At 54.3% G+C, this 26,257-nt stretch carries 27 protein-coding genes; 24 read left to right on the top strand and 3 right to left on the bottom strand.

Annotated features, from left to right (window positions below; genetic code table 11):
• Window positions 1–1,161: 1,161 nt before the first annotated feature.
• Window positions 1,162–1,512: a helix-turn-helix domain-containing protein gene (locus tag USG84_RS23165; RefSeq protein WP_241739849.1), complete on the bottom strand. Its 351-nt coding sequence runs from the start codon at window positions 1,510–1,512 to the stop codon at window positions 1,162–1,164.
• A gap of 299 nt (window positions 1,513–1,811) precedes the next feature.
• Here USG84_RS23165 and USG84_RS23160 point away from each other — a divergent pair, with 299 nt between their 5' ends.
• From USG84_RS23160 to USG84_RS23055, 22 genes are all read left to right on the top strand, one after another.
• A complete protein-coding gene (locus USG84_RS23160; RefSeq protein WP_151413592.1) occupies window positions 1,812–2,126 on the top strand; it encodes a hypothetical protein in 315 nt (104 codons plus the stop codon).
• Window positions 2,116–2,307 (top strand): hypothetical protein, encoded by a 192-nt coding sequence (locus USG84_RS23155; protein ID WP_241739850.1) that lies wholly within the window; start codon window positions 2,116–2,118, stop codon window positions 2,305–2,307. The genes USG84_RS23160 and USG84_RS23155 overlap by 11 nt, the downstream gene beginning before the upstream one ends.
• Before the next feature lie 108 nt (window positions 2,308–2,415).
• Window positions 2,416–3,078 (top strand): lytic transglycosylase domain-containing protein, encoded by a 663-nt coding sequence (locus tag USG84_RS23150; RefSeq protein ID WP_151413594.1) that lies wholly within the window; start codon window positions 2,416–2,418, stop codon window positions 3,076–3,078.
• A gap of 9 nt (window positions 3,079–3,087) precedes the next feature.
• On the top strand, window positions 3,088–3,387 hold the full coding sequence (locus USG84_RS23145; RefSeq protein ID WP_111965996.1) for a TrbC/VirB2 family protein: 300 nt from the start codon (window positions 3,088–3,090) through the stop codon (window positions 3,385–3,387).
• A gap of 9 nt (window positions 3,388–3,396) precedes the next feature.
• Window positions 3,397–6,147 (top strand): VirB3 family type IV secretion system protein, encoded by a 2,751-nt coding sequence (locus tag USG84_RS23140; protein WP_194386889.1) that lies wholly within the window; start codon window positions 3,397–3,399, stop codon window positions 6,145–6,147.
• Between the two features lie 18 nt (window positions 6,148–6,165).
• Window positions 6,166–6,882, top strand: coding sequence for a type IV secretion system protein (locus USG84_RS23135; RefSeq protein WP_151413595.1), 717 nt, complete (start codon window positions 6,166–6,168; stop codon window positions 6,880–6,882).
• Window positions 6,883–6,893: 11 nt separating this feature from the next.
• Entirely contained in the window at window positions 6,894–7,178 is a 285-nt protein-coding gene (locus USG84_RS23130) for an EexN family lipoprotein (protein WP_151413596.1), read from the top strand.
• Window positions 7,179–7,194: 16 nt separating this feature from the next.
• The gene (locus tag USG84_RS23125) at window positions 7,195–8,193 is read left to right on the top strand and encodes a type IV secretion system protein (RefSeq protein WP_151413597.1); all 999 of its coding nucleotides are present in this window, start codon (window positions 7,195–7,197) and stop codon (window positions 8,191–8,193) included.
• Between the two features lie 78 nt (window positions 8,194–8,271).
• The gene (locus USG84_RS23120) at window positions 8,272–8,412 is read left to right on the top strand and encodes a hypothetical protein (protein WP_032640091.1); all 141 of its coding nucleotides are present in this window, start codon (window positions 8,272–8,274) and stop codon (window positions 8,410–8,412) included.
• A complete protein-coding gene (locus USG84_RS23115; RefSeq protein ID WP_194386888.1) occupies window positions 8,405–9,091 on the top strand; it encodes a virB8 family protein in 687 nt (228 codons plus the stop codon). Before USG84_RS23120 ends, USG84_RS23115 begins: the two co-directional genes overlap by 8 nt.
• Entirely contained in the window at window positions 9,084–9,977 is an 894-nt protein-coding gene (virB9, locus tag USG84_RS23110) for a P-type conjugative transfer protein VirB9 (RefSeq protein WP_151413598.1), read from the top strand. The genes USG84_RS23115 and virB9 overlap by 8 nt, the downstream gene beginning before the upstream one ends.
• Window positions 9,974–11,170, top strand: a complete 1,197-nt coding sequence (gene virB10, locus USG84_RS23105; protein WP_253543585.1) for a VirB10/TraB/TrbI family type IV secretion system protein — start codon at window positions 9,974–9,976, stop codon at window positions 11,168–11,170. The genes virB9 and virB10 overlap by 4 nt, the downstream gene beginning before the upstream one ends.
• 3 nt (window positions 11,171–11,173) lie before the next feature.
• Window positions 11,174–12,223 carry a P-type DNA transfer ATPase VirB11 gene (gene virB11, locus USG84_RS23100; protein ID WP_151413599.1) on the top strand — a complete coding sequence of 350 codons (1,050 nt, stop codon included), beginning with the start codon at window positions 11,174–11,176 and terminating at the stop codon, window positions 12,221–12,223.
• Window positions 12,210–12,611 (top strand): cag pathogenicity island Cag12 family protein, encoded by a 402-nt coding sequence (locus USG84_RS23095; RefSeq protein ID WP_151413600.1) that lies wholly within the window; start codon window positions 12,210–12,212, stop codon window positions 12,609–12,611. The genes virB11 and USG84_RS23095 overlap by 14 nt, the downstream gene beginning before the upstream one ends.
• A gap of 89 nt (window positions 12,612–12,700) precedes the next feature.
• Window positions 12,701–13,018 carry a TrbM/KikA/MpfK family conjugal transfer protein gene (locus USG84_RS23090; protein WP_151413601.1) on the top strand — a complete coding sequence of 106 codons (318 nt, stop codon included), beginning with the start codon at window positions 12,701–12,703 and terminating at the stop codon, window positions 13,016–13,018.
• A gap of 74 nt (window positions 13,019–13,092) precedes the next feature.
• Window positions 13,093–14,439 carry a YadA-like family protein gene (locus tag USG84_RS23085; protein ID WP_320738469.1) on the top strand — a complete coding sequence of 449 codons (1,347 nt, stop codon included), beginning with the start codon at window positions 13,093–13,095 and terminating at the stop codon, window positions 14,437–14,439.
• Entirely contained in the window at window positions 14,440–14,742 is a 303-nt protein-coding gene (locus tag USG84_RS23080; RefSeq protein ID WP_047625862.1) for a hypothetical protein, read from the top strand. It begins immediately after the preceding gene.
• On the top strand, window positions 14,742–16,943 hold the full coding sequence (locus USG84_RS23075) for a type IA DNA topoisomerase (RefSeq protein ID WP_253543583.1): 2,202 nt from the start codon (window positions 14,742–14,744) through the stop codon (window positions 16,941–16,943). The genes USG84_RS23080 and USG84_RS23075 overlap by 1 nt, the downstream gene beginning before the upstream one ends.
• Window positions 16,940–17,338, top strand: coding sequence for an H-NS family nucleoid-associated regulatory protein (locus USG84_RS23070; protein WP_151413603.1), 399 nt, complete (start codon window positions 16,940–16,942; stop codon window positions 17,336–17,338). The genes USG84_RS23075 and USG84_RS23070 overlap by 4 nt, the downstream gene beginning before the upstream one ends.
• 781 nt (window positions 17,339–18,119) lie before the next feature.
• The gene (locus tag USG84_RS23065; RefSeq protein WP_194386883.1) at window positions 18,120–20,018 is read left to right on the top strand and encodes a type IV secretory system conjugative DNA transfer family protein; all 1,899 of its coding nucleotides are present in this window, start codon (window positions 18,120–18,122) and stop codon (window positions 20,016–20,018) included.
• A gap of 14 nt (window positions 20,019–20,032) precedes the next feature.
• On the top strand, window positions 20,033–20,779 hold the full coding sequence (gene mobC, locus USG84_RS23060; RefSeq protein WP_194386882.1) for a MobC family replication-relaxation protein: 747 nt from the start codon (window positions 20,033–20,035) through the stop codon (window positions 20,777–20,779).
• On the top strand, window positions 20,772–21,299 hold the full coding sequence (locus USG84_RS23055) for a phospholipase D family protein (RefSeq protein ID WP_194386881.1): 528 nt from the start codon (window positions 20,772–20,774) through the stop codon (window positions 21,297–21,299). Before mobC ends, USG84_RS23055 begins: the two co-directional genes overlap by 8 nt.
• Before the next feature lie 31 nt (window positions 21,300–21,330).
• Here the strand turns inward: USG84_RS23055 and USG84_RS24125 are convergent, their stop codons facing one another.
• Both USG84_RS24125 and USG84_RS23045 read right to left on the bottom strand, forming a co-directional pair.
• Window positions 21,331–21,762, bottom strand: a complete 432-nt coding sequence (locus USG84_RS24125; RefSeq protein ID WP_151413604.1) for a hypothetical protein — start codon at window positions 21,760–21,762, stop codon at window positions 21,331–21,333.
• A 463-nt stretch (window positions 21,763–22,225) separates the two neighbouring features.
• Window positions 22,226–23,197 carry an ArdC family protein gene (locus tag USG84_RS23045; RefSeq protein ID WP_194386880.1) on the bottom strand — a complete coding sequence of 324 codons (972 nt, stop codon included), beginning with the start codon at window positions 23,195–23,197 and terminating at the stop codon, window positions 22,226–22,228.
• Window positions 23,198–23,937: 740 nt separating this feature from the next.
• Here USG84_RS23045 and USG84_RS23040 point away from each other — a divergent pair.
• The gene (locus USG84_RS23040) at window positions 23,938–24,219 is read left to right on the top strand and encodes a type II toxin-antitoxin system RelE/ParE family toxin (RefSeq protein WP_089601432.1); all 282 of its coding nucleotides are present in this window, start codon (window positions 23,938–23,940) and stop codon (window positions 24,217–24,219) included.
• The gene (locus tag USG84_RS23035; protein WP_151413605.1) at window positions 24,219–24,521 is read left to right on the top strand and encodes a HigA family addiction module antitoxin; all 303 of its coding nucleotides are present in this window, start codon (window positions 24,219–24,221) and stop codon (window positions 24,519–24,521) included. Before USG84_RS23040 ends, USG84_RS23035 begins: the two co-directional genes overlap by 1 nt.
• Window positions 24,522–26,257: the final 1,736 nt, after the last annotated feature.

Raw genomic sequence — 26,257 nt, 5'->3', positions numbered from 1 at the left:
ACCAGCTCGCTGAAACCGAAGTAATCGACGCGCTGCCAATCAGCGCATAACAGGCTCATTGCCGGACCGGAAAGCTGTAACTGAATTTACACCACCTTGACGGACTCGACCCATGCCGCAGCCTTACGGCAGATACACTCCCAGATCACTTATGGAAAGGCCTTGTTTGTTAGGTAAATAAGTATCACTCAAATAATGTAACAGCGATTAATGTACTCCACTTCCGCGCCAGACATCACTGATGGTTTCCACAGCCTCTTACCTGTACAGCCTGTTAGTATTTATTCACAAGCATCCGAAAGTGATGCTCTCGTTCGATGTTCTCGTGCAGGTTTGCTTCACCACAATGGTACTGGCTTTTTATGCCTCAATACCCTGTGTTGCAGGGAAGCATGGCCCGTCTTCCAGCAGCAGAGCGCCCCGGTCTTCTCCACAGCTAATAAGGTTTTAACTGGATTTTAGCACCCAACAAATTATGAGCCGTCTTAGTATCCAGTTCTGACGTTCTCCGGATTAATTTCAATACATCAGCTATCACCTTCAGACGGTTATTGCACCTCTACATCAATCATTAAAAAATTACGTTCTCCGTTATAAAATAAATTATTTAACAAGGAAACCTAATAAAACCGCCATCCTTGAAAATATCTTAGCTGAAACGATATTTTTATATTTCAACCCCACCCCAACAAAACACACAATTAGATCAATCAGTTAACTTGTGATTTCAGATTATTCTTGCGATAAGGGTAATTTTTCTCAAGTGTAATAGAATTTTTTATTTCAGAATAATAAAAAACCATAACCAATTGACTTTAAAGATAAAGATTTATAGAAGCGGTGTATGTAATCCTACAGACAAATGATCTATTTACTCTGACTTACACGATCTTTCACACTAAAAGCATGATCTTAGACAAAACAATTCACTGAAAGCATTTTTTATAAGAGAACTTTCAACCATGTAAAATGGAATACACAACAGTATACTGGCAATATTTTGTCTATTTACAGACAGTATGACACCGTACTAGCATATCCCTAACAACCTCATGCTCTTTTAAAAGTTAATAGCAGCAATTAGCCTTAGCCCAGGGCTTGAGGAGACGACATTTTCAGGGGCGAGTGAGATCGCGCTGCGCCAGTTGACGGTAAGAAACTCTATTTTGTACCTGTAGCTTTATCTAACATCTTTTTTAAAGCATTAACAGCATCAAGCGCTTCTTTTAAAGGTTTCAAATATGGATTGAAATCAAGGTTATTTTTGTTCCTGTGTATCAACAGGATTTGCTCTGCAAAATCATCATCCACCGTATAAAAATAGGCTTCTGGATAGTTCAGCGCCTTAGCAATCTGCACCACAAATTCAAAAGGCGGTGAGTGTCGACCTGATTCGTAATTTGAAATCTGCGATTTATCACTGACAGCTTCCACGTTAGTTAACTGCAGGAATTTCTCCTGAGACAAACCAGCTCTATGTCGTGCTGCTCTTAAACGTTTGGGAACCATCATCTTAACCTGTGATTTGCTTCCGGCAATCATATGGATATCGCACGCCCATGTCGGTAAAATAATATCAACTAAATATCATTTGTTTAAATTATTTTAACAATGGATGTGTGATACACGCACGCAACACACGCGTTAGCTCTCTAGAACTTGACAGCAGACCAGCCGTGACCCGCGTCTAGAGGAGATTAATGGTGTGCCCGCATCTTCTGAGCCTTCCTCTGCATCGTTAAGCCGTCTGATCCAAGCCTTTCTTGTGCTCCCAAACTCCGACGGATTACTCATGCAATGGAGAAGTAGATATGACTATGCAAAAGGTTCGTATAAAAGCCCTGAAAAACAATAAGTTTGCGATAATGGCCGGTGACAAGCGCCTAAGTTGTCGCAGAGATCGCATTTCATCAGCCATCAATTCGAGCTGGACCACAAAAGAGCTACCAAAGCACACGAGAGAGTTGCTGATTGAGCGCGCGAGTCTGAGAATGGAGATTGCTATTATTACTCAAAAAGAAAAGGGGAAGAAAAACTCTAAATCCTCGGTTCTGATTGCGAAAAAGCTAAAACGAATTGATTTGATTACTCAACAACTTAATGACCGGAAAAAACATGTTGGATGAAGACGAAAATATAGAACATACGCATATTGTATATTCAGTTAAAAACATAGACAAACCAACCTTAACTAAAATTGGAGTAGTTCTTGTTGACACTCAAGGAAAGTATATTCTTGATATCAATAAAGACTATGCAAATGGTGATATTTTACTTTATAGAAAGAACAATACATCTACGACTTAGAAACTGAGCACAATGTTAATTCCTTCTTAGTTCGAAGGTAACGAAGTTATCTATAACATCGAAACTAAAAAGTTCTATGGTGAAATGAAAATTCGCTGAAGGATTACTATGTTAACCTCTGCCGCGCTGTTCCAACTCGCCATGCAGTGTGCCCCCGCCGTTCACCCCGATACCATTCACGACATTACCCGTACCGAATCTGGCTTAAATCCGTATGCCATTGCTGAAATTGTTCCGGTAAAGGGCGGCAGGAGCCGCGTTATTTCTCATCTGCCAGCGTCGAAAGACGAGGCGTTAAAAATTGTGGAGGACATTAAGCAGAAGAAACACCGTTATTCGGTGGGAATGATGCAGATAACCAGCACTAATTTCCCGCAGTTCGGCGTCAGCGCCGAATCCATGTTAAATCCGTGCGACAACATGAATATTGCCGCGAAAATCATCACCGACTGTTATCAACGAGGAGGCACCTTACAGCGCGCCCTGAGCTGCTATTACTCCGGCAACTTTGAAACCGGTCAGCGCCCGGAAAGCGCGTTCGGCAACACAAGCTACGTACAGCGTATTGGCTACGTTGTGCCTTCAACGCGGGCAGAACGGCAGGCAATCTCTCCCGCATCCGGGAAAGCGCCCGCCGTCCCGTCCGACAACACCGTTTACCCGGAAAGCGTCATACGTGGCGTTATACCGGCACCCGACACCACACTGACCAGCGTCCCTGCTTATCCGCCACACGTCGTGCGCGGCGGCCTCGCTGTGTCTTCTGATTAAGGAAAAATCATGACTTTTCGTACCATTAAAAACGCCGCAACCCGCCTGATGGCCTCTCTCCTCGCCCTGCCTGCCGTTCCGGCACTGGCGGCCAGCGCCGACCAGGCATTTCAGAAGGGCAGCGACGCCATTAACTGGGTTTTCCTCGGCCTCACCAGTATGTCGGTTGTCACCATCAGCTGTGCGGTGGCCTTTATCGCCTACAAGATGCTGGTTGACGGAAAGGCCTGGCACGATCTCCAGCGCGTCTTCTGGTCGGGCGTCCTGCTCGCCGGGGCGTCCGGGTTCGGTGCCTACTTCGCGGCCTAAGGAGGCAGCATGACCATCCTCAACAAGGCGCTGACCCGACCGGCAGCGCTGTGGGGGGTCCCGCTTGTCCCCCTGCTGTTCACCCTGTGCATCCTTATCCTGGCGGCCGTCTGGTCACGCTTTTACTGGCTTCTCCTGCTGCTCATCCCTGCCTTTATCGAGCTGAGACGCCTGGCAAAAGAGGACATTCATTTCTTTGACCTGATGTTGCTGGCGTTTAAAACGCGCGGCAACCGCGCGGCTACCCGGCATTTCGGGACAAAGGCGCTTGTCGCAAACCAGTACGACGCCATTGACGTTACGGAGTTTATAAAACATATGCGGCTCAACGAGAGTATCCCGCTGTCCCGCTATCTCCCCTGGTCTTCCCACCTGCACGAGCAGGTGGTGAAGAACAAAAAAGGTGACTTTGTCAGCACCTGGGAGATCGGCGGCACCATTTTTGAATGCGAGGACGAGCATTACCTCGCCACCCTGGACATGCAGCTCAACAACGTTATCCGCTCCTTTGAGGGGCTGCCCTTTACCTTTTATACCCACCTGGTGAACGACGAATTTACCGACACGCTTGAGTGTCAGTCCGGGATTGCGTTTTCAGACGAGATAGCGCGCCTGTTCTACGCCTCACGGGAGGGCAAACCGTTCTACCGCCGCCGCCTCTTCTTCACCGCCTGCTTCAATCCGCACACCGGCATCGAGCGGGCGGCCATGAAGCAGAAGTCTCCGGGCGAACGCAAAACCCTCCTCGACAACGCCCTGAAGGTAATGCTGGAGTACCGGGAATCGATCGGCACGGCGCTGTCGCGCTACTCGGCGCGGCCGCTCGGCACGTATGAGGAAAACGGCAGAGTGTTCTCCTCTCAGCTCGCCTTTTACAACTACCTTATCACCGGCAGGTGGCAGAAAGTCCGGGTCACGCGCACCCCGTTCTATGACGTGCTCGGCGGCACCGACATCTTCCCCTCCACCGACATTGGCCAGGTCAGCCACATCGACGGCCAGAGCTACTTTCGCGGGCTGGAAATCAAGGATTACGGCACTGAAACCGTCACCGGGCTGTATGACTCGCTCCTGTATGCCCGCTGCCGGTACGTGCTGACGCAGTCCTATACCTGCATGGGGAAGGATGAAGCGCGCGGCTGCATCCGCACGATCGAGAAGCGTCTGAAGTCAGCCGAGGACGATGCGGTGTCCCAGCAGGAAGATCTGAAGGTTGCACGCGACATGCTTCAGTCCGGCATTATCTCGTTCGGCAGGTATCACCAGACGCTTATTATCCGCGCCCCGACCAGCGAGCAGGTTATCCAGGACACCAACACCCTGGCTGATACGCTGAAGGATTTGGGGTTCATCATGACCCTGTCCCGCGAGTCGCTGACGGCGGCCTACCTCGCACAACTGCCGGGCGTGTATGACATGCGCCCGCGTCTGGTGCCGGTGAGCAGCCTCAACTACGCCGAAATGGTGTCGTTTCACAACTTCCACCCGCACAAGCGGGACGGGAATGCCTGGGGAGAGGCGATTGCCGTGGTGCCGACCCCGTCCGGGGGCTGTCAGTACGTCAGTCTTCACAACAGCCAGGCAGACGTGGACGAGTTCGGCGAGAAGCCGCCGGGCAACTGTATGCTGCTCGGCAGCACCGGGACGGGTAAATCGACCCTGCTGATGATGTTTCAGCACCTGATGCAGAAATACCGGCGTCCTGAGTCATTTGCGCCGGGGGCGACGAAAAAGCGCTTCACCTCAGTGGTCTTTGATAAAGACCGTTCGGCGGAAATGTCGATACGCCTCCAGGGCGGCTCGTACTTCCGTTTCCGTTCAGGCGAGAAAACCGGCCTTAACCCCTTTGCGCTCGCCCCGACGAAGCGTAACCGCAACTTCCTCAAGAAGCTGATGCGTATGATTTGCACGCGCGACGGCAAGCCGCTCGACCCGCGTGACGAGGAGCGTCTCAGCGAAGCGGTAGATACCATTATGCTGGACTACCCGCCGGAGCTGCGCCGCAACGGTATCACCCGCATTCTGGAAGTGCTGCACGAAGCCCCGACGAAGGACGCGCGGATAAACGGGCTGCGCATCCGTCTCCAGCAGTGGGCACAGGGCGGAGAGTTTGGCTGGGTCTTTGATAACGACGTGGACACCTTTGATATCGACAATATTGATAATTTCGGCATCGACGGCACGGAGTTCCTGGACGACAAGGACGTGCGCAGTCCGCTCACCTTCTACCTGCTTTTCCGCGTGACCAGCCTGCTCGACGGTCGTCGCCTGGTCATTTTCATGGATGAATTCTGGAAATGGCTTCAGGACCCGGAGTTCTCAAAATTCGCCCTCGACATGCTGAAGGTTATCCGAAAGCTCAACGGCATTTTTTTCCCGGCCACACAGTCGCCGGAGGAGATGTGCAAGCACGAGATCTCGGCGGCCATCATCGAACAGTGCAGCACACGGATCTTTATGGCGAACCAGCAGGCTAAGGAAAGCGACTACATGGACATGCTGCGGGTGCCGAAACCGGTCTTCGATATTGTCACCACGCTCGACCCCTATGCCCGTCAGATGGTGATCATGAAATCTCCGCTGCGGCGCGGTGACGTGCGCCCGTATATCGCGCAAATCACCCTCGACCTGTCCGGGCTGGGGCGCTACACGAAGCTGCTCAGTGCCAGTGCGGATAACCTGAAAATTTTCGACGAAATCTGGCAGGAGGGAATGCAGCCGGAAGACTGGAAAGACGAAATGCTGAGGCGTGCCGTTTAATCACAAGAGGATAACACCATGAAGCTGAAAACCACCCTGGCGGCGCTGAGCGTCGCCTTATGTCTCTTTCACACCCCGGCTCAGGCCGGTATTCCCGTGTTCGATGAAGTCGCCAACGCTAACGATATGAAGCAGTGGGCTGAAAAGCTCCAGCAGTGGCAGCAGACCGTCGAACATTACCAAGCGCAGATGAACGCTTATAAGGAACAGCTGGCGGCGGCCACCGGTATTCGGGACGTGCAGGCATTCCTGAACCAGGCGAAAAATCTGACAACTGACATTAAAAATCTGAAAAACAGGGGAATTTCGTTAAACGACCTGTTGACCAGCTCCGGCGGGTCGTATGCTGGAGAACTGAACAGGTTGTATGACAAATACAAGCTGTTCGACAACTGCCCGGAGAACGCCAGCGAGGCGTACCGGGACAGCTGCAAGCAGATGCTCCTGAATCAGGCGGTGTCCGTCGAGGACACCTCGGATATTCAGGAAAAAATTGACGACACGCTGCGCGATATTACCGATCTCGCTGGTCGCATTGAGAATGCGAAGGACAGCAAGGAATCGCAGGATCTGGCGAACGTGGTGGCCGCGCGAAGCATCCAGCTGAACGCGCTGACCTCACAGTGGGAAATGTCCGTCAAACAAAGCGAAATGCGCAACCAGCTGCTTGCCGAACAGCGCCGCAAGGCGCAGGCCGAGCAGATGCGCACCGCTCCTATCGCAGACCTTAACTGACAGGTGACCCCATGAAACTGAAGACACTGACCTTTGTTGTTCTGGCCTCCGTGGCCGCGCTGACTGGCTGCGAGGATAAAACCTCCGTGGAGTGGTATACGGCACATCATGACGATATGCTGAAAAAGTATGAAGAGTGCTATATATCCCACACATGGGAAGCTGAAGACTGCTATCACGCTAAAACAGCCCTCCATCGAGAGATGAATAAACCAGGGGTATTAACTGCCTATAAAGCGATTGTTGAGAAAGCTAATAAGCTTCGACAACAGGCTCCAGTTGCGGATTTGAATTAACGCTGGAGACATCGCTATGAGCGGAATCTATGTCGGGCTTAACAGCCACATCATGGAGGGGTTTGACAGCGTTCTTAACGGCGTGACCGCCACGACAGGAGGGTGGATGGCGCACCTGTTCTCCGTTGCGGTACTCTCGCTGTACATCACGTGGCGCGCCTACCAGACGATGGCAGGCAAGCTTGCCCGCCCCTTCGAGGAGATCGTGTGGGACGTGAGCCGAATGCTCATCATCATGATTTTCGTCACCAACGCCGGAGGTTATCTTGACCTTGTGTCCAGTGCCATTACCGGTATTCGAGACGGTTTCAGCGGAGATTCCTCCATATGGGCTCTGCTGGATACGGTCTGGGAGAAAGCGCAAAAGTTAGGAGAAAACCTCTTTAGCCAAGATGACTCACGATATGTTCCTGCGAAGGGGTTACTGGCAGAAGGGCTTGTATGGGCGGGAGTTGCATCTCTAACCGGGATAACGGCATTTATTAACCTGATCGCCGAACTGGTGATGATGCTGATGCTGGCAACCGCACCGATCTTTATCTACTGCCTGATGTGGTCCTGGTTCCGGGAGATGTTCAGTAACTGGCTTAAAAATATTCTGACCTGCATTCTCACTACTTTCTTCAGCGGTATCTCGCTGACTGTGGTGATGAACTATTTAGATTATATTCTAGCCAGTGCCACTGGAGCGACGGATGCCAACTATCTAACCCTTGCTGTTCAGGTTTTCCTCGGCGCTGTGGGTGCAGCTGTTGTGATAGTTCTCAGTTACAAGCTGGCGGCATCGCTTGCCGGCGCATCAGCACAGGGAGCGGCACAGGCACTCGCCAATGCTGGCGTCAGCATGGGTGCCAGTACCGCGTCTAATGCAGCAGGCAATATTGGCAACCGGGCAGCAGAAAATCTGAACAGCACCGGCAGCGCAACGGCCTCCACCGCGTCCCGCACCTCCGGCGATGCGCGCAGCCGCAGCCGCGCCGCTGTTCAGAGGATGCAGGAACGCTATCAACGATAACCCCGCATGACTGAATCCGGCGGGACGCCGCAACGGCGTCCTGCGGCTTCGTCACGTCTTTACTAACAGGAAATCACTATGAAATACGGCATCACGCTGCTGATGCTGTGCCTGCTTGCAGGCTGCGCACAGCGAAATACCTCTCTTCCGCCCGTGTCGGGCAACCCGGAGCCGGTAAATTCCCCGGCCATTATTCAGGAGTTAACCCCTCATGTCTGAACTTACCGCCAAAGCCCTGAGCGACTCGCGCTCGTTTGAGAACGCCATTCTTGAGCGGGATCTGCGCATGAAAAAGGCGGGCTGGATCGTGGCGGCGCTCGCCGCGCTGCTGCTCGTCTGCGCCCTTGCCGCCCTTATCCTGCTTCTGCCGCTCAAAACCACCACCGTGGAGCTGTACACGCTCGACCGTCAGACCGGGCGCATCGAGCGGGTCACTACCGTCGGCGAGGACAAGCTGGACACCTCCGAGGTGCTCAATCTGTCGCAGTCTGCAAGCTACGTGAAGCGCCGCGAGGGGTACAACTATTTCGCCCTTCAGCAGGACTACAGGGAGACGCAGATGTTCAACAGCGACGCGGTCAATAAGGAATACCTCGACTGGTTTGACAGCCCCGACGCCCCGGACGCCGTTTTCCAGAAGGCGGCCTATGTTGTCACGGTGGAAATCCTCTCCAACGTGCCCTCAGCGGGCACCGGCTCCAGCATGGTGGAGCTGATGCGCATCAAGCGCACCATTCGAAAGGTCAAGGATAACACCGAGACGCACGATTACTGGACGATTCGCATGACCTACCGCTATTTCCCGCAGAAGAAAATGACGGCCTCCGAGCGCGAGGTGAACCCGTTCGGCTTCACGGTCACCAGTTATCAGCGGTTTAAGGAGAAAAGCGATGAATAAAGTGCTGATGTGTGCCCTCCTGCTGGCTGCCGCGTCAGCATGGGGTGCGGCGACACCGCGCGGCAGCGCCTATGACAGCCGCATGCAGAACATCCCCTACAACAGCCAGAACACGACGGTTATCAACACGCGGGCGGGCTACATCACGACGCTGGTTTTTGACGCCGACGAGGAGGTGATCACCGCCACGGCCGGTTTTCCGCAGGGCTGGACGATCACGCCCGACCGTAACCGCGTGGGGATTAGCCCCGCGCCGGTGAAGCAGCCGGTCACGGATGCGGACGGCAAAACCGTCCAGAAGATTTTCACCCCCACACAGCAGGACTGGCAGACCAACCTGTTTGTGACCACCACGAAGCGCGACTACAGCCTGATGCTGAACGTGATCGACAGCGACCGCGAGGCGGGAAACCTCGCCTTTGTGGTGCGTTTCAGCTACCCCGACGACACCCGCAGGCAGAACGACGCCGCCCGCCTCGCCCGTCAGCAGGAGCTTCAGGCCGCGCAGGAAAAAGAGCGCATTCAGCTTGCCCTGAAGAAATCCACCGCGCCGCGCAACTGGAACTACACCCGCAGGGTGGCGGCAGGCTCGGCGTCCATCACCCCGGATTTTGCGTATGACGACGGGCGGTTTACCTATCTCGGCTTTTCGCCGCAGAAGCGGATCCCGTCGCCGACGGTTATCGTCGGCGGCAGCGAACAGGTGATCACCCCGACCTTCAGCACCGAGGGCAACTACCGGGTGATGGTGCTGCGCTCGCTTTCCCCGCGCTTTGTGCTGCGCTACGGCAGCCAGGTCGTGGGTATTGAAAACGGCAGCTATGGACAGGTCACAGTGGCGAACGGCAGCACCGTCTCACCGGACGTGAAACTGGAGAGCAAATGATGAACGAACAGGAAGACATTAAAACCGCCGCCGAACTGGAGGCGGAAGCACGCGAGCGGGCGCGGGCAGAGATTGACGGAGACAAACCCGCCGCAGGTGCGGTTCAGCCCGGACAGCCGCAGGTGGTGCAGCACGCGAAGCGACGCAGCCACCGCACGCTCGTGCTGGCCGTTATCAGCCTGGTGTTACTGGTCATTATCGCCACCGGCGGGGATTATCTGATGGGGAAACTGAAGGGAGACGGCAGCGCGTCGCGCGCCAGCCGTGAACCGGAAACGCAGACCACCTCCCCCGCCCGCGAACGCCAGAACATCGGACGGGATCTGAACCCGCTGGGGCAGCTGACAGACAGCGCCGGGCAGGAAAAGACCGGACCGGACGATACAGCCGCGCCGCCGCCCGCATCGCCGCCCCCCGTTACGTTTGACAAGGTCAGCGCCCTGGCAGAAAGCGCCACGACGACGGCGACCAGCGCCCCTAAACGCACGACAGGCAGTAACGCACCGTCAGCGGGCAGCGCGTCCGCGCCGGGCTCTGCGACGCCAGCAGGACAGGCGCAGGATAACGGGCTGGCGCGCATCACCGGCGTGAAGCGGCTCGGTCTCGATCCGGATTTGTATATTCCGTCAGACAGACATATCCCCTGCGCGATGATGCAGCGCTTCGTTTCGGACGTGGGCGGGCGTTTCAAGTGTCTTATCAGCGAGGACGTTTACAGCGCCAGCAATGCCGTGACCCTTATCCCGGCGGGGACTGAAGCGCGCGGCCTGTACCGCACCGGCACGCTGAAAAACGGGCAGGGGCGGCTTTTTCTCGCCATCACCGAGCTGCGCACGCCTGAACCCGGACGCCTGGTGATTCCGATGGCTGACAGCCAGGCCGTGGGCGCGATGGGCGAGAACGGCGTCGCGGGCTGGATAGACAATCACTGGCTGGAGCGGATCGGTAATACCCTCCTGCTCGGTTCGGTACAGGACATTGCCGCAGCGGCCTCCGGCTCGTCACCGGGCAAAGATCGCAACACCGACTATACGGAGAATACCCGCGCGGCCACGGCGGAAATGGCAAAAACGCTGCTGGAAAACAGCATCAACATTCCGCCAACGATGTACCTCAACCAGGGCGATGTGATTGGGCTTGTCACCGGAGCGGATATTGATTTTTCAGACGTCTACAGACTACGCATGAGGTAAACGATGGACGGTAACCTGACTGATACCCCGTCAGAGGGCAACGTCGCGCTGTCACACCTGCGCGATCTGCTGTTCGGGGACTACCTGAGCCGGGAGGGGCTGACGGAGATCGCCATCAACCGCCCCGGCGAGATCCACACAAAAATTAACGGGCGCTGGGAAATGCACGCCTCGCCGGTCACGCTGCGCCAGTGCTCGTCCTTTGCCAGGGCGCTGGCCGTGTGGAATAACGACACCATTGATGATACCTCGCCCATCCTCTCGGCCACGCTGCCGACCGGGGAACGCTGCCAGATAGTGGTGCCCCCGGCCTGTGAGCGCAACACCATCTCGATCACCCTGCGTAAGCCGGATTATTTCCAGCGCACGCATCAGTCGTACATCGATGACGGTTTTTATGATCGGGTAAAGGGTATTGAGAAAGTGGTATCCAGAGACGACGAGCTTAGCGCGCTCTATCAGAGCGGGAATATCCCGCTATTTATGGAAAAGTGCGTCGAGTACGGCAAAACGCTCTTTGTGGTGGGGGAAACCGGTTCGGGAAAAACCACTTACATGAAGATGCTGCTGCGCTACATCCCGGACTGGCTGCGCCTTATCACTATCGAGGACAACCCGGAGCTGAAGTTTTACAGCCAGAAAAACTACGTTCACCTGTTCTATCCGGCAGACGCCGGGGAGGGTGCGATCGTCACCTCCGATCGCCTGGTGCGCGCCATCTACCGTATGAACCCCGACCGCCCCCTGCTTGCCGAAGTCCGCGGGCGCGAGGCGTGGGATGCCCTCAAGTTGATTGAGTCCGGGCACGAGGGGTTTATGTCCTCCCTTCACGCGGGTAGCCCGCGCGAGTGTATCTCCGGGCTGATAGACCGCTGCTATGAGCACCCGGCGTGCCGGGGCATGCCGGTTGACGTTCTGCTGCGCAAGGTTCTGCACTGCGTTGACGTTATCGCGAGCGTTGACGTTCACGGCAACGTGCGCCGCATGAACGACGTCTATTTTAAACCCCTGCACATGCAGGCCATGAAGGAGAGTTTCAATGATGCTGCCTAAACTGACCGGCCTGACGGCACTGGCCGTCCTCCTGGCGGGCTGCTCCTCGCCGCCGGAGCCTGCGGCCGTTGACTGGTCGCAACCGGCGCAGCCGGTAACGGCCACCCTGCCGGTATGGGAACCCAATCGCCTGATCGTGGCCTCGCCGGTAACGGAGGGGCACTGGTCGCAGGTGCTTGCCCGCTTCGAACCCGGCGGGGTTTACCCGGCCACACAGTGGTACGCGGTGGCGCACGCCTCGCGGGCGGTGGTGATTGCCCCCGACGGCCAGCGCTACTTTGCGGCCAAAACCTGGCTACGTGACGGCGGCTATCACGGGGTCGTTGAGTATCGTCCCCGCCCCGGCTGCCTGACCTGCAACACGTCGGAAATTATCTTCTACCGATAACGGCGGTGGGGGTCTGAGTCCTTCAGACCGTCACCGGCGTTGAACAACCACCGGGCGTTAGTGCCCTTCCCCCCTCAGAGGAATGAATCATGAAGCATACCGTAATCACGGCGGCGCTGCTGTGCGCCCTCGCCTGCCCGGCGTTCGCTGCCGACGGCCAGAAAGCCGACCCGAACGATCCGTGCGCGATCGTGCTGTGCCTGGCCGGAAAGCTTGACGGCAGCAGTCCCGCCGAATGTGACCCGATGTATAAAGCGTTCATGTCAGTTAAGAAGAAAAACAAGCACGGCTTTCTTCCCGGCCACACGTCGGACGCAAGGAAGAAAATGCTCAATCAGTGTCCCTCAGCTGACAGCGGCACAATCAATAAGATCATCTCTAAATTCGGCCGCCTGAGCGGCTGGTAATGATTAACGGCAGATAAAAGGCGCATATCAGCGCCTTTTTTTATGCCCTCTGTTTAATTCCTTTGGACAGTAATATGAAAACCTCACTCAAAGTATTAACAGCATTAATCATGCTGTCGATTTATCCGGCAACGTCGCAGGCGGCCACTGAGAGCGCCGCAACAACCATCTTAGGTAATGGTGCATCCACATCAGGAGGAGGAGCCAGCACGGCAGTCGGTGGCGGTGCGTCAGCCGTAACAAACGGGACGTCACTTGGATTTCAGGCAAACTCCTCAAATACAGGCGCGGTGGCAGTAGGTACGCAGTCATCGGCGTCGGGCGTGGGTTCTGTCGCCACGGGCGGTAACAGCTTAGCCAGCGGTGATTATTCGATTGCGGCCGGATTTCAGGCCGGAGCAACGGGTACGGGCAGCCTTGCTTTGGGTTCTCAAAGCAAGGCTCTTGCCGATTCCGCCACATCTGTGGGCAAGGGTGCAGTTGCGAACAAAGATAACTCCGTCGCACTCGGTGCGGGTTCTGTAACGGATCGGGATAACTCGGTTTCCGTGGGCAGCGCTGGCAATGAGCGCCAGATCACGAGTGTTGCAGCAGGTACAGCAGACACCGATGCCGCCAACGTCGGCCAGCTCAACTCTGCAATAGCCGCAGAGCAGGCCGCCCGCGAGGCAGGAGATGCCGCAACGCTGGCCGCAGCCAACAGCTACACAGATGCATCCAGCGCCAGCACGCTGAATCAGGCTAACAGCTACACCGATGCATCCAGTGCCAGCACGCTGAACCAGGCCAACAGCTACACGGATGCATCCAGCGCCAGCACGCTGAATCAGGCTAACAGCTACACCGATGCATCCAGTGCCAGCACGCTGAATCAGGCCAACAGCTACACCGATGCATCCAGTGCCAGCACGCTGAATCAGGCCAACAGCTACACCGACACGGCCACTGCCGCAGCGGTCGATAAATCGAAGGATTACACGGATTACCGCGTTGATAACCTCACCTCAACGGCAGTTGAGCAATCCAACAGCTATACCAATGAAAAGTACGACCAGAGCATTAACTACGCGCAAAACGCAGCGAATCAGGCTGAAAGCAATGCTGCCAGCTATACCGATAATCGCGTCAATGCGTTAAGCCACTCGACTAATCAGCGATTCAAACAGCTCAATTCAAAAATTGACCGTGCAGAAAAGCATCTCAATGCCGGTGTTGCCGGTGTTACCGCGATCGCGTCAATTCCGTATGTCGCGGAAAACTCATTTTCTTACGGTATCGGCCTGGGTAATTACCAGAACGGCAACGCGATTGCTGGCGGCGTCAATTACAAAACATCCCCGAACACCAACGTAAGACTCAATGTTTCATGGGATTCATCCCGGAACAGTGCGGTCGGCATCGGATTTGCCGGGGGCTGGTAAATGAAGCCCGGATTTATTTCTCCCCCCTGGGCGCATACGCGCGGTGATTCCGTAAGCGCCCTGAGCCTTATTAACCGCGCGGAGAAAAATGCGGCCTGCGGCTGCGGGCTGCATTACGAGATCTACCACTACCGCGTCCTGGACGAGCTGCAAAACGTACTAACGAAGCTAAGCGCCGATGATGCGGCAATCTTTCTGGAGATTGCCGCATCACAGGGTTTTCGTCTGGATGCCAGCGCCATCAATGACGCGCATCAGGCGTACTGCGTAACGCTATCCGAAATAAGAAAGGAACAGGAATAATGAGACTATTTATCGCCGAAAAACCCGCCGTTGCGACCGATATTGTGAAAGCCCTCGGCGGCAACTTTACCCGCCACGACGGTTATTTTGAATCGTCCACCGACATTGTGAGCTACTGCGTCGGCCACGTGCTGGAAATGGTGCCCCCGGAGACGATCAACCCGGCCTATGCCTCCTGGTCGCTCGACACCCTGCCGCTGAAGCTGTACCCCGTTAAGCTTCAGCCCAAAGCGAGCGTGGCAAAACAGGCCAACACCCTGGTGAAGCTGATTCGTCGCCCGGATATCAAAATGATTGTCCACTGCGGTGACCCGGACGACGAAGGCCAGCTCCTCGTTGACGAGGTGCTGGATTTCGCCGGTAACACGCGCCCGGTGAAGCGGGCGCTGATTAACGACAACACCGCGCCAGCGGTGAAAAAAGCCATCAATTCCCTGCGCGATAACAGCGATTTTCGTGGGATGTATCTGAAAGCACTGATGCGCAGCGCCGGTGACGCCATTTTTGGCTTCAGCATGAGCCGCTGCTATACCCTGAAAGCCCGTGATAGGGGCTATAAGGGCACGATTTCGGTTGGCCGCGTCCAGACGCCGGTGCTGGGTATGATTGTGCGCAGGTGGCGCGACAATCAGGCACACAGCGAGGCGTTTTACTACCAGCTCGCCGGGCAGTTTGTCAGCGGCACGGACGTCGTCAGCGCCCGCTGGCAGACGTCCGAATACGCGCCGGTTGACGATAAAAAGCGCCTGACGGATAAGGCCTGGGCGGAAGGGCTCGCCAGAGCGCTGGCCGGAAAACCGGCCAGCGTGCTCGCGGCGGCCACTGACCGGGGAAAAACCACGGCCGCCCCGCTGCCGTTTAACCTGCTGCGCCTCCAGGTGCATATGAACCGCAGGCATAAACTGACCGCGCAGCAGACGCTCGATATCACGCAAAAGCTCAAGGACGGTAAATACATTACCTATAACCGCTCCGACTGTTCGTATCTGTCCGACGAACAGTTTAACGACGCGCCGCAGGTGGTGGAGGCCTTAAAAACGCTCGACGTTTTTAACGGCCTTGCCACCGATACGGCGCAGAAAAGCGCGGCGTTTGACAGTAAAAAAGTGACCGCCCACACCGCCATTATTCCGACGACGAACATGCCGGATTTAAGCCGCCTTACCGACAGGGAAAAGGCGGTTTATCTCGCCATCGCGCAGTTTTATCTCGCGCAGTTCGTGGCGAAAAAGCGCTATGACGAGGCGATCGCGGAGATTAAATGCGGTGACGAAATGTTTAAAGTCTCGGCGCGTAAAACCACGGACGCGGGTTTTACGGCGTTCCTGAGCAATGCGGAGGAAGACGACGAGGAGGACGAAAACAGCAGCGCGTTTGAGGCCATCAGTCGTCTGCAAACCGGGGCGACATTAACCTGCCGCGAGGTGGTGATTTCCGAGAAAAAAACCAAACCGCTGCCGCTGTTTACCGAGGCAACCCTGCTCGCTGCCCTCGTTCGCGTGGCCGATTTTGTCGCCGATCCGCGCATTAAAAAACTGCTCAAGGAGAAGGATAAGGACAAGAAAGACGAACACGGCGGCATCGGCACACCGGCGACCCGCGCGGCCATTATCGAGACGCTGAAAACCCGCGATTACATCACCGTGGAAAAGGGCAAATTTATCCCGACCACCGCCGGGCTGGCGTTAATTGATGCCCTGCCCGATTCGGTGACACAGCCGGATATGACCGCCGTCTGGGCTGAAAAACAGGCCGCAGTTGAAACCGGCGAAATGACCATTGAGCGGTTTATTGACGGTCTTTACGCGGAAGTATCCCGCCTGGTTGAGAGCGCCGATATTGCCATCAGCGCGGCGGAAAAACAGCCCGCTAAAACGGCGCTTAACCGCCTCGCGGTTAAATGCCCGTCGTGCGGAGCTGAGCTGGTTATGACGCCGAAAACCTGCGCCTGCACCGGCTGTCAGTTCAAAATCTGGCTGGAAGTGCGCGGCAAAAAGCTGACGGAAAAACAGGCCGAAACGTTAATCGGCAAGGGCAAAACCGGCGTTATTAAAGGTTTTAAATCGAAGAAAAACGACGATACCTATTCGATGATCGTCACCCTGAAAAATCCGCAAACCGGGGAACTCGGTTTTGAATACCCACCACGCGATCCGCTGAAAGGATTGAACGTATCTGTACCGAAGGAGCTGAAATTATGAACCGTATCCAGGACGAATTAACCTCAGAGCGCACGCTGAAAAAGTTTTTGCGTGAAAGTGATTTCACCTTTCTGGAGAAGCTGAGCGCGCGTATTTCAGCGGCGCTTGATGAAAAGCGCGCAGAGCATATCAAGCAGGAAAATCAGCGCCGCCTGCGCGAGGAAAAGCGCAATGAACTGCTGGCGCTCATTGAATCGGAAGGTTTTTCGGCGGCTGAACTGGCGGGCAATTCAGCCGCGCCATCGTCGGCAAAAAGGAAACCGAAATACCAGTATGTTGAGCACGGCGTGCGTAAAACATGGTCAGGCGTGGGGCGTGTACCGGCCTTTATTCAGCAGGAACTGGACGCCGGAAAAACCCTCGAAAGCTTTTTAATAGGTAACTCAAATGAATAGTTTCGCAAGAATTATCATCATCGCATCTCTGGCAGCCACAACGGTTTTATATTTTTGCTTTTTAAGGTGAGCAGCAACCTGCTCAGGCGCGCAGGGTGTGACGCTTTTCAGGCTGCGAAGATTTGCGAGTCCGGGGATTCAATTTTGAAAAAATTGCTAATCCCCGGACCGTAAAATCAGCGCAGTGGTGAGAGGCGAGTAAATTCAATTTCGAAGAAATTGCTAATTTGCGTCGCCGAACCCACTTTTGAGCGCTCACCCCAAGTGAGCCGAAAAAAGCCGGGGGGGGCCGAATAAATTTTGCCGCCCCAGCGAGCAAAAAGACGCGCCCACGCGTCGGTTTATTTGGGGGGCTTGCCCCCCACACCGTCGAGCCTAAGTCTCCGGCCAAAAGCCGGTAGCGTGGCGCGACAACCCCCTAAAAAGCCTAGCTTCCTTTTAATTCGCTTTGTGAGGAACGAACAAGGCGAAGAAAAAGGTCAAAACAGGCGTCTTTTAGGGGGTTGTCGCGCGTAGCGCGCGACGGTGTGGCCTCTTTTGACCTTGGTGGTTTTGGCCGGGCGTTCAGCCAGGACATTACCCCCATGCGACATGCAGTAAGGGCGTCCAGCCCGCGCGGAATGCCGCACGCCGTTAGATCGCGGGAGTATACCTCCTGCGATCATGGCCGCTTGGCGGCCACTTCTTTTGCAGCACGGAATCGGTCAGTCAGAACGGTCACAACCTGTGACCGTTCTGACTGACCGAGCGTGCTGACCGAATTTAAGTGAAGGAGAATATCGTGATATTCGACAAACTGAATCATTTGCTGTCGCCGATAGCAAATGTCGTCCTGGCTTTTATTGCTTTTTTGCAGGCGCATCAGCTGGCTTTAGCGCTGCTGTCCGGCGTCATGCTGCCTTTTATATTTTCTGCGAGACACGGCGGGCAGGAAAAGCCGACGTTTCTGCAAAGGATCTTAATTCTGCTTTCCATGATCTGTTTTGTTTTCGGCACGATAGCGCCGGTGGCCGTCTGGTTTTTACAGCGCATTTATGGCCGGGAAGATATCGCCAGCCCGCCGCTGCTGACCTGGACAATGGCGCTGCTGTTTACCGTCGCCGGGTTTATTCTGCACGTGATTTTACGGCGTCTGATCTCGCCTGAATTTGACAAGGTCAAACGCGGCATGGTGAAAAAAACCAGCATGGAGCGCGACCGCAGAACCGACGTTCGCCGGGTAAAAGAGATTTTACCCGTCTCCACCGAATACGATCCGATGGATTACATCGATCTGAATAAGGGTGTTTTTATCGGGCTGAGCCGCGAGGGCGAGCCACAGTATATTCCGTTAAAAGAATGGCAGACCCAGCACGCCGACATTATCGGCACCACCGGTGCCGGTAAAGGCGTCGTAACCGGTATTCTGCTTTATCAGAGTATCCTCGCCGACGAAGGCGTTTTTATTCTCGACCCCAAAAACGACGAGTGGGCACCGCACCTGTATAAAAAGGCGTGCGCGGACGCCGGAAAACCCTTCGTGCTTATCGACCTGAACAAGCAGGAATACCAGATGAACCTTATCGACGGCATCACCGCCGATCATCTGGAGGAATTATTCGTGGCCGGTTTCAGCCTGGCGGAAAAAGGCGAGGCGGCGGATTTTTACCGTATCGACGATCGCAAGGCGGCCAGAACGGCGGCGCAGTTCGTGAAGAATAATCCGGGCGCGACCGTGCGGGATATTTATAACGGCGATTATGTCCAGGGCATCGGCGAAACGATCAAAGCCTTTCACGGTAAAACCGAGGAGCTGGCGATGCTCAACAGCATTAACGCGCCCGGCGGTTTTGCGCTGAAGGAGATTTTCGACAAAGGTGGTTGCTGCTACATCATCGGCTCAATGCGTAACTCTAAAATCATTACCGCGCAGCGCATGATTTTAGTTCGCCTGTTCCAGCTCGCGGAATTACGCGACCGCGTCGCGGGGAATATCCGCCCCATCGCCATCTTTAAGGACGAGGTTAAATATCACCTGTCAAAACCTGCGCTCGAAGGGTTAGGCGCGGCGCGCGATAAAGGCGTTCATATCTTAATGGCGCACCAGTCGATTGCCGACCTGCGCGACTGTCCGGCGGATTTAAACGGCGACGCCGTTGTGGGTGCGGTCGTGGAAAACTGCAAGTTTAAGCTGGTTTATAAACTTCAGGATCCGGACACAGCCGAATGGATTGCGCGCATGTCCGGCACGATTTTAGTCGATGACGAAAGCCGGAAAGTCACCACCACGGCGGTGCTGACGGAAAAAGTCGATAACGAGCGTATGCTTCGCCAGGCGGAAAGCTATTACATCGACAGCAATATGCTTCAAAACCTGCCGAAGTTCGTCAGCTATATCTTCAGTCAGAACGCGCTCGCGTTCCCGTCGTTAATCTCGCCGCTGAAGGTTAATAAAGCCCCGCTGGAGCTGTTTTCCCTGCCTCCGGTTGCAGCGGCTACCGTGGCTGAAGTTAAACCGGTACTGGATCTGGATTTTGATACATCAGCTCCGGCACCGGACATTATTCCGGTCAGCGCCACAGCCACCAAAAAAAACCCAGTACCGCCAATCCCTACTCCGCCGGTGCAGCCTGACGAGGAGTGGCTGATGGCATCACAGCCCGCTCCAAATGACGAAATACATTCGTTGCTGGATTTATAAAATAAGGAGTTTCTATGCTTATTTCGTCGTATCACGAACGTTATGCTCGCAGCACTGAAAAAATTCGCGTACTGCTGAATTTTCTTAAGGAGGAAACCTACAGCGATTTCCAAATCATAAAGCTGCTTTTTGATTTTAAATCTGACCGCCCTCTCTACCGGTTGCTGGAGAAGGTGGAGAAAATGGGGCTGATTCAGAAGCACGTGCATGAATCCCGCGCGTCCAGAATATCCCTGTGGGGCATTACCGCCGACGGGCTGGCCGTGATCCTCACGGCGGACGACAACATAATGCCCGCCCGCTTTGAACCCTACCGCCTGACCGGCTGGTCACTCGACCATCACCTTGATAACCAGCTCGTGCGCCTGACGCTGGAGAAGAACGGCGCGACGGGGTGGATTAACGGCGACCGCTCATCGTTCCTCAGTCAGTACAGCGTCAAACACCGTCCCGACGGGCTTATCAGCCTGCCGGACGGCAGGCTGATCGCCGTTGAAACCGAACGACGTATTAAAACAAAGGCGCGCTATCAGTCCATCATGGCGAGCCACCTGCTGGCTATCAGCGATAAAAAATGGCGGTACGTGTTTTACGTCGCCCCGGACGAGGCGAAAAAGCGCGCCCTGAAGATTATTTTTGACAGCATTACCAGCGTGATCGTGAAAAACCAGCATGTACCACTGGAGGCAAAACACCGCGATGTCTTTCGCTTTTATACCCTCGACGAACTGAAAAGCCTGGAGCTGGACAACTATGCGTAAAACCGCCCTTCTGGTGCTGGCCGCCGCCCTTTGTGTGCCTGTTTTCTCCACTGCCGCGCCCGTCCTGACGACGGGTTTTTCACCGTCTGACGGGCGCCCTGCCCTTGATGTCGTGCTCGGTGCCATAAACAACGCCAGGCAGAGCATTGACGTTGCGGCCTACAGCTTCACCAGTAAGCCGGTCGCGACGGCGCTCGCCGGTGCTAAGCGGCGCGGCGTGGCCGTGCGCGTGGTGGCCGACGAAAAGGCCAACAGCGACCGCTACACCGCCGTGACGTATCTGATAAACCAGGGCGTGCCGGTGCACCTTAACGGCCGTTACGCCATCATGCACAATAAGTTTATGGTGATCGACGGCAAAAACGTCCAGACCGGGTCGTTTAACTACACGGCCAGCGCCGTTTCGCGCAACGCGGAAAACGTGCTGCTGATCGAGGATGCGCCGCAGCTGGCGGAGGCGTACCAGCGAGAATTTAACCGCCTGTGGGATGAGGGCACCCCGCTGAATGCCCGGTACTGAATCAGCCCCGTCTGCGGACGGGGCTTTTTTTTTACTCCACTTCCAGCCAGGTTTTACGCCCTTCAAGGTGCAGCGCTTTCAGCATTGCGATCACGTCTTCAGCTGAGCAACCGCCATAGTTAAGTCGGGTCTGCTGCCCTTCAAAATCCACCACGATAATGGTGTCCAGCGTCACCGACAGCAGCTCGCGGAGTTCACGTAGCGTCTGCCCTGTACTGCGTGAATGCATGCACTGGGTGATCTGGTTGGCCGCCTCCTGGCACAGTCCCTCTACGGCCTCGCGGTATGCTAGACGCTGGTCGAGGTTGTCCTCAATGTCGCTGATCAGTTTAACCACCGCCGTTTTGACGGTTTTGATTTCAGGACATTTCGTTTTTGGGGAGCCTGACTGCTCCAGCGGGGATACGCTGGTCGCCGGTGCAGCTTTAGGGGCGGTTGTCTGGGTGTGCAGGTTCATCGTCATGGCTGTTTCTCCGTCAGTGTGAATTTAGTCTTCGTATCGCCTGACGGTTCGGCCTGCCCGGAGTCGTTCTGGTCAGCAAGGGCGCGCAGCGTGCCATTTACCCTTGCTGACCAGGTTGTGACGGGGAACCATTACCGGAAGCTGATACGCAGGAGAAAATGACGATGTGCACACCCGGACTTACCGCCCCTTTAGCTGCGGCGGCGAAAGCCGTTACGTTATTTTTTACGTAAGACATCGCGCCGTTACGTATCCCGGATACGTAGCGGCTGCCGCCTGAAAAATGGTTCATTTTTTTTGAATCTTTCTGGTTTAATTTCCCGTACTGGCCTCAGCTGCAGGACGTTCTGCATCTGAGGCCAGCGACGTTTACCAACCATTAAAAACAGTGACTTATATAATACCTTCCCTGCTTTTCTTTCCTTCAAAAATACTGAAGCCCTGCGGTGCAGGGCTTCAGCTGTCAGCAGTCCATCAGCCAGCGGTGCGCCTTAGACGCCGCTGCCGCCGCTTTAAAGATGTAGCGCTTGTCTCCCTTCAGGGCTTTCAGCCAGGACGCGATATAGCTCTCATGCTGCACCTCGCCCGTAATCCCCAAATCCGCCATCAGAAACGCGCTGCCCAGCTCGGCGATCAGTTCCTCAAACGCATACGCCTCAGAGCCAAACTTATTCCCTTTTTCGCGATTGAGGCGGGACGCGGCCCCCGTCCAGTGAACCAGCTCATGCAGGCCGGTCGCGTAGAAGTTCGCCGCGTCCGCAAAGCGGAACCGCTCCGGCAGGATGATTTCATCAGTGGCCGGACGATAGAACGCCTTTACGCCCTGCTCGGTGATTTTTGCCCCGCTCCGGGTTATCAGGGCTTCCGCCTGTGGCAGCGGGTCAAATTCCGTCACCGGCTGCGGCACGCTCTTGATGGCCAGCCCGTCGATCTGCTCCACATTAAACACGGTAAAGCTTTTCAGCATCGGGATTTTTTCGATTTCCCCGTCCTCGTCCTCTTTCTCCAGCGTCTTGTAAAAAATGGCCGTCGTGCCGTGCTCACCCTTGCGAACCTGACCGCCCAGCTCCTGCGCCTGTTTGTAGGTCAGCCAGCGAGAGTCCTGGAATCCCTGTTTGGCTGCACTGCACCACAGCAGCATGATATTAATCCCGCTGTAGGCCGTGCAGGTGCTGAAGTTGGCCGGTAATCCCGCCGCTTCGCCGTTGCGAACCCACGGGGACACCCACGGCTTAACGCCGCTTTCCAGGGCGGCAATGATGCCATCCGTGACGGTCTGGTACAGGTCTGTTTTTACCGCGCCCGCGCGGGCTTTGCTTTTGCCTTTGCCCCTGGAAAATTTCGTTTTTGAGGAGCCTGACTGCGCCAGCGGGGATACGCTGGTCGCCTGTGCAGCTTTAGGGGCGGTTGTCTGGGTGTGCAGGTTCATCGTCATGGCTGTTTCTCCGTCAGTGTGAATTTAGTCTTCGTATCGCCTGACGGTTCGGCCTGCCCGGAGTCGTTCTGGTCAGCAGGGGCGCGCAGCGTGCCATTTACCCTTGCTGACCAGGTTGTGACGGGGGACGATTACCGGAAGCTGATGCGCAGGAGAAAGGCTTCACAGGAGAGAATGACGATGTGCACACCCGGACTTACCGCCCCTTTAGCTGCACGGGTGAAACTGCCCTTCAGCGTCAGGGAGTACGGGTAAAAAGCACTGACGACATCAGTGCTGCCTTTGTACGCGTGGTGTTACACTACCGCTGCCGGTCAGTACGCCCTTCCTGAAACCGGGGGCGGTTTGTTTTCGGGGACGTTCTGACCGGCACTCCCCCATCACTTGCAGTAGTTTCACCGTCCTTTATGCCGTATATATACACAGCATTAGGAGGTGAATCTGATGCCACGACGCTATGATATTGACGCTGCCTGGCGTGCGGCCATCACCAACAGGATGGCCGTTAGACCGTCACAACCGCTACCTTTGTCCAAGACCAGCACAAGTTCAACTGGCACTGGACGCCCCGCCGGGCGAACCAGTGGATAGAAACGTATGTGACGGTTTACATATCTTTTAAGTACTTTTTTTCTTTTGGCTTTGCGCCTTCCTCAGTATCACAAGTTATTTTCAGAAAGGTGTTTCGCAAAGAGAAACATGTGCTATAATGTTTCCTGTCGAGAAACAGGGAATCAATAATGATAAAAAGTTTCAAGCACAAAGGGCTACAAAAGCTCTTTGAGAACGACGATCCGAGCGGAGTACAGGCAAAGGATGTGGAGAGAATAAAACTCCGGCTCCTGATGTTAGACGAAGCGACGACAACAGAAGATTTCCGCGCCTATCCAGGGTTCAAATTTCACCCACTGAAAGGCGATAAGAAGAATCTTTATGCGATCACCGTTCGGGCGAACTGGCGAATCACCTTTGAGTTTATCGATGGTGATGCCTACATACTGAATCTGGAGGACTACCACTAATGACGATGTTCACCCCCCCACACCCAGGAGGATTGATTACCGAATACCTGGAGGATAACGAAATCAGCTTACGCGCCCTTGCCCGTAACCTCGACGTTTCCCCTTCTGCGCTGAGTAAAGTCTCGGCTGGTAAAGCGGCGATCAGTCCTGAAATGGCACTGAAACTTGAGGCCGGTTTAGGCATTGCAGCTCGACTCTGGCTGGCAATGCAAGCGACCTATGACCTTAGCCGCGCCCGTAAGGAGATCGACCTCTCCCATGTGGTGCCGGTTACAGTCAAAAGTGATGTAGCCGTACACTAATATAAGCCCTTATTAGAGCTTCATCACTGCTCATAGAGGAAGCTCCGCTAAAGCGGGGCTTTTTTATTCACGCAAAAGATTGGTTCGTTGCTGAGGCTTTGGATTTTGGCTGGTCGAATGCTTTTGAAACCGGCGATGATCTTGGAATTTTGCTTCACTTAAATGTGAGCGCTCCTCACTTCGCACCGCAGGGTCAGCTCCCACCAGGTATGTAAGATTGCGTCAAATATTTGAAGCCGCAGCAGCAGTTTTTTTGTAAAAAAACGCTCTATTTAACATATTGTACGTTGCGAGAACCTGTGGTTTTTCCCAGATAAATGCATTTCACCCGTTTGAGAAAGTCGATATCCATAGCGCTGGCAGTCTCTGCAACGGTGTAGTTATGGCCAGGGCCACTTAAACGGATTCGCGTTTAAATGATGCATTGAAACTTCTTCTTTTCATTGAGGCTACTGTCATGTCCAGAGATGAGCATATTACCTTTGTTAAGGTGGCCAAATTATGTGGATCACTAAAGTTAGGCGCCAAAAAATTCTCGATGCCGATACGTCCCTCCCCTTCTCCGCGATTCTTAAAATGCTCAGATGACTAAGCGCAGGCCCCTCAAGAAAGTGCCAATTGCGATAACGGCAACATTCCTCATTTCGGAGAAATGTGCGTACCCGATCAACAGGACGTTGCAACGGGAAAATGAATGAAGGTGTGCGATAGCTCATTATTGAATCAGATATCGAGAAACTAGATGTTGCTTATAAACTCAAATCATTTCGTACTCACAGGCTCCTTTGCTTAAGTGATTTCATGATTCTATAATCATATAATCTCACACTCATTTAATTACAGAATCATTTACTGCAGCCTACACTTCGTAACGGACACAAGCTTGTTTGCCAATTACACTGATCGACCATAATAAACAAGTATGTTGGGTATTCTTTCATTTACACATGCGTGTTTTAGTCGATCGCGCAAAGCATAACGTCAGTAGGGTCTCGATTCGGTAATAAAAAGCATCGTTTCTGTGATGCGAGCAATCTCTGAAATGTATTGCCCTAAAGAATAGTGACGCGCTCACATAATCATATGATTATGTGAGCATATCAGCAATACCTTCTGATGCACTGACAGATGTAATGCTGTGAGTCACAGAATTAGTTATAACCAGGCCGGATGTATTGAGGATAGCCGCCCATAGCTTTAACTAAACCACAGAGCATGGTATCACCAACTCAGACTCCCCCTTTATCATTTATTCAGAACCATGCCCTTGTGGCATAGCAACTCAACGTTATGCAAAGTTGCCGTAGTTGTGCTCAGGTAATTTATTCCCAAACACTAAGATTGGCTTTTAACCACGGGATAACCTACGCAACCTGTAGCGGCAGAAATCTACCGTGACCAGAGCAAATCAAATCTTTTGATGCTATTGAATCCGAACAGCTTCCTACATATCCCCGCCATCTCATAGAGTAAGTGATTTACAACACAATCACTTTTACGCCGCAAATATGCCGCATGAAGTGGGTTCAAGAAAGAGCCTATCCGCAAATATGACGCAAGAACAGATGTACAGCACTGGTAATGTTTGCTAAATTACAAATCATACTCAAAATTGCCGCACATATGGTCGAGTCCGTCAAGGTGGTGTAAATTCAGTTACAGCTTTCCGGTCCGGCAATGAGCCTGTTATGCGCTGATTGGCAGCGCGTCGATTACTTCGGTTTCAGCGAGCTGGT

The sequence above is a fragment of the Enterobacter sp. 168J2 genome (assembly GCF_034107265.1).
Taxonomy (GTDB): Bacteria; Pseudomonadota; Gammaproteobacteria; order Enterobacterales; family Enterobacteriaceae; genus Enterobacter; species Enterobacter nematophilus.
The sequence above is the reverse complement of the archived record's forward strand: the minus strand, read 5'-3'. Positions and strand labels throughout refer to the sequence as shown.

Excerpts from the sequence above, each read along its gene's own strand:
- USG84_RS23155 (WP_241739850.1), top strand. The coding sequence starts at position 2,116 with ATGTTGGATGAAGACGAAAATATAGAACATACGCATATTGTATATTCA.
- USG84_RS23160 (WP_151413592.1), top strand. The coding sequence starts at position 1,812 with ATGACTATGCAAAAGGTTCGTATAAAAGCCCTGAAAAACAATAAGTTT.
- USG84_RS23130 (WP_151413596.1), top strand. The coding sequence starts at position 6,894 with ATGAAACTGAAGACACTGACCTTTGTTGTTCTGGCCTCCGTGGCCGCG.
- USG84_RS23140 (WP_194386889.1), top strand. The coding sequence starts at position 3,397 with ATGACCATCCTCAACAAGGCGCTGACCCGACCGGCAGCGCTGTGGGGG.
- USG84_RS23120 (WP_032640091.1), top strand. The coding sequence starts at position 8,272 with ATGAAATACGGCATCACGCTGCTGATGCTGTGCCTGCTTGCAGGCTGC.
- mobC (WP_194386882.1), top strand. The coding sequence starts at position 20,033 with ATGCTTATTTCGTCGTATCACGAACGTTATGCTCGCAGCACTGAAAAA.
- virB11 (WP_151413599.1), top strand. The coding sequence starts at position 11,174 with ATGGACGGTAACCTGACTGATACCCCGTCAGAGGGCAACGTCGCGCTG.
- USG84_RS23125 (WP_151413597.1), top strand. The coding sequence starts at position 7,195 with ATGAGCGGAATCTATGTCGGGCTTAACAGCCACATCATGGAGGGGTTT.
- USG84_RS23035 (WP_151413605.1), top strand. The coding sequence starts at position 24,219 with ATGACGATGTTCACCCCCCCACACCCAGGAGGATTGATTACCGAATAC.
- USG84_RS23165 (WP_241739849.1), bottom strand. The coding sequence starts at position 1,512 with ATGATGGTTCCCAAACGTTTAAGAGCAGCACGACATAGAGCTGGTTTG.
- USG84_RS23045 (WP_194386880.1), bottom strand. The coding sequence starts at position 23,197 with ATGACGATGAACCTGCACACCCAGACAACCGCCCCTAAAGCTGCACAG.
- USG84_RS23145 (WP_111965996.1), top strand. The coding sequence starts at position 3,088 with ATGACTTTTCGTACCATTAAAAACGCCGCAACCCGCCTGATGGCCTCT.
- USG84_RS24125 (WP_151413604.1), bottom strand. The coding sequence starts at position 21,762 with ATGACGATGAACCTGCACACCCAGACAACCGCCCCTAAAGCTGCACCG.
- virB10 (WP_253543585.1), top strand. The coding sequence starts at position 9,974 with ATGATGAACGAACAGGAAGACATTAAAACCGCCGCCGAACTGGAGGCG.
- USG84_RS23115 (WP_194386888.1), top strand. The coding sequence starts at position 8,405 with ATGTCTGAACTTACCGCCAAAGCCCTGAGCGACTCGCGCTCGTTTGAG.
- USG84_RS23070 (WP_151413603.1), top strand. The coding sequence starts at position 16,940 with ATGAACCGTATCCAGGACGAATTAACCTCAGAGCGCACGCTGAAAAAG.
- USG84_RS23135 (WP_151413595.1), top strand. The coding sequence starts at position 6,166 with ATGAAGCTGAAAACCACCCTGGCGGCGCTGAGCGTCGCCTTATGTCTC.
- USG84_RS23055 (WP_194386881.1), top strand. The coding sequence starts at position 20,772 with ATGCGTAAAACCGCCCTTCTGGTGCTGGCCGCCGCCCTTTGTGTGCCT.
- USG84_RS23095 (WP_151413600.1), top strand. The coding sequence starts at position 12,210 with ATGATGCTGCCTAAACTGACCGGCCTGACGGCACTGGCCGTCCTCCTG.
- USG84_RS23090 (WP_151413601.1), top strand. The coding sequence starts at position 12,701 with ATGAAGCATACCGTAATCACGGCGGCGCTGCTGTGCGCCCTCGCCTGC.
- virB9 (WP_151413598.1), top strand. The coding sequence starts at position 9,084 with ATGAATAAAGTGCTGATGTGTGCCCTCCTGCTGGCTGCCGCGTCAGCA.
- USG84_RS23040 (WP_089601432.1), top strand. The coding sequence starts at position 23,938 with ATGATAAAAAGTTTCAAGCACAAAGGGCTACAAAAGCTCTTTGAGAAC.
- USG84_RS23085 (WP_320738469.1), top strand. The coding sequence starts at position 13,093 with ATGAAAACCTCACTCAAAGTATTAACAGCATTAATCATGCTGTCGATT.
- USG84_RS23075 (WP_253543583.1), top strand. The coding sequence starts at position 14,742 with ATGAGACTATTTATCGCCGAAAAACCCGCCGTTGCGACCGATATTGTG.
- USG84_RS23150 (WP_151413594.1), top strand. The coding sequence starts at position 2,416 with ATGTTAACCTCTGCCGCGCTGTTCCAACTCGCCATGCAGTGTGCCCCC.
- USG84_RS23080 (WP_047625862.1), top strand. The coding sequence starts at position 14,440 with ATGAAGCCCGGATTTATTTCTCCCCCCTGGGCGCATACGCGCGGTGAT.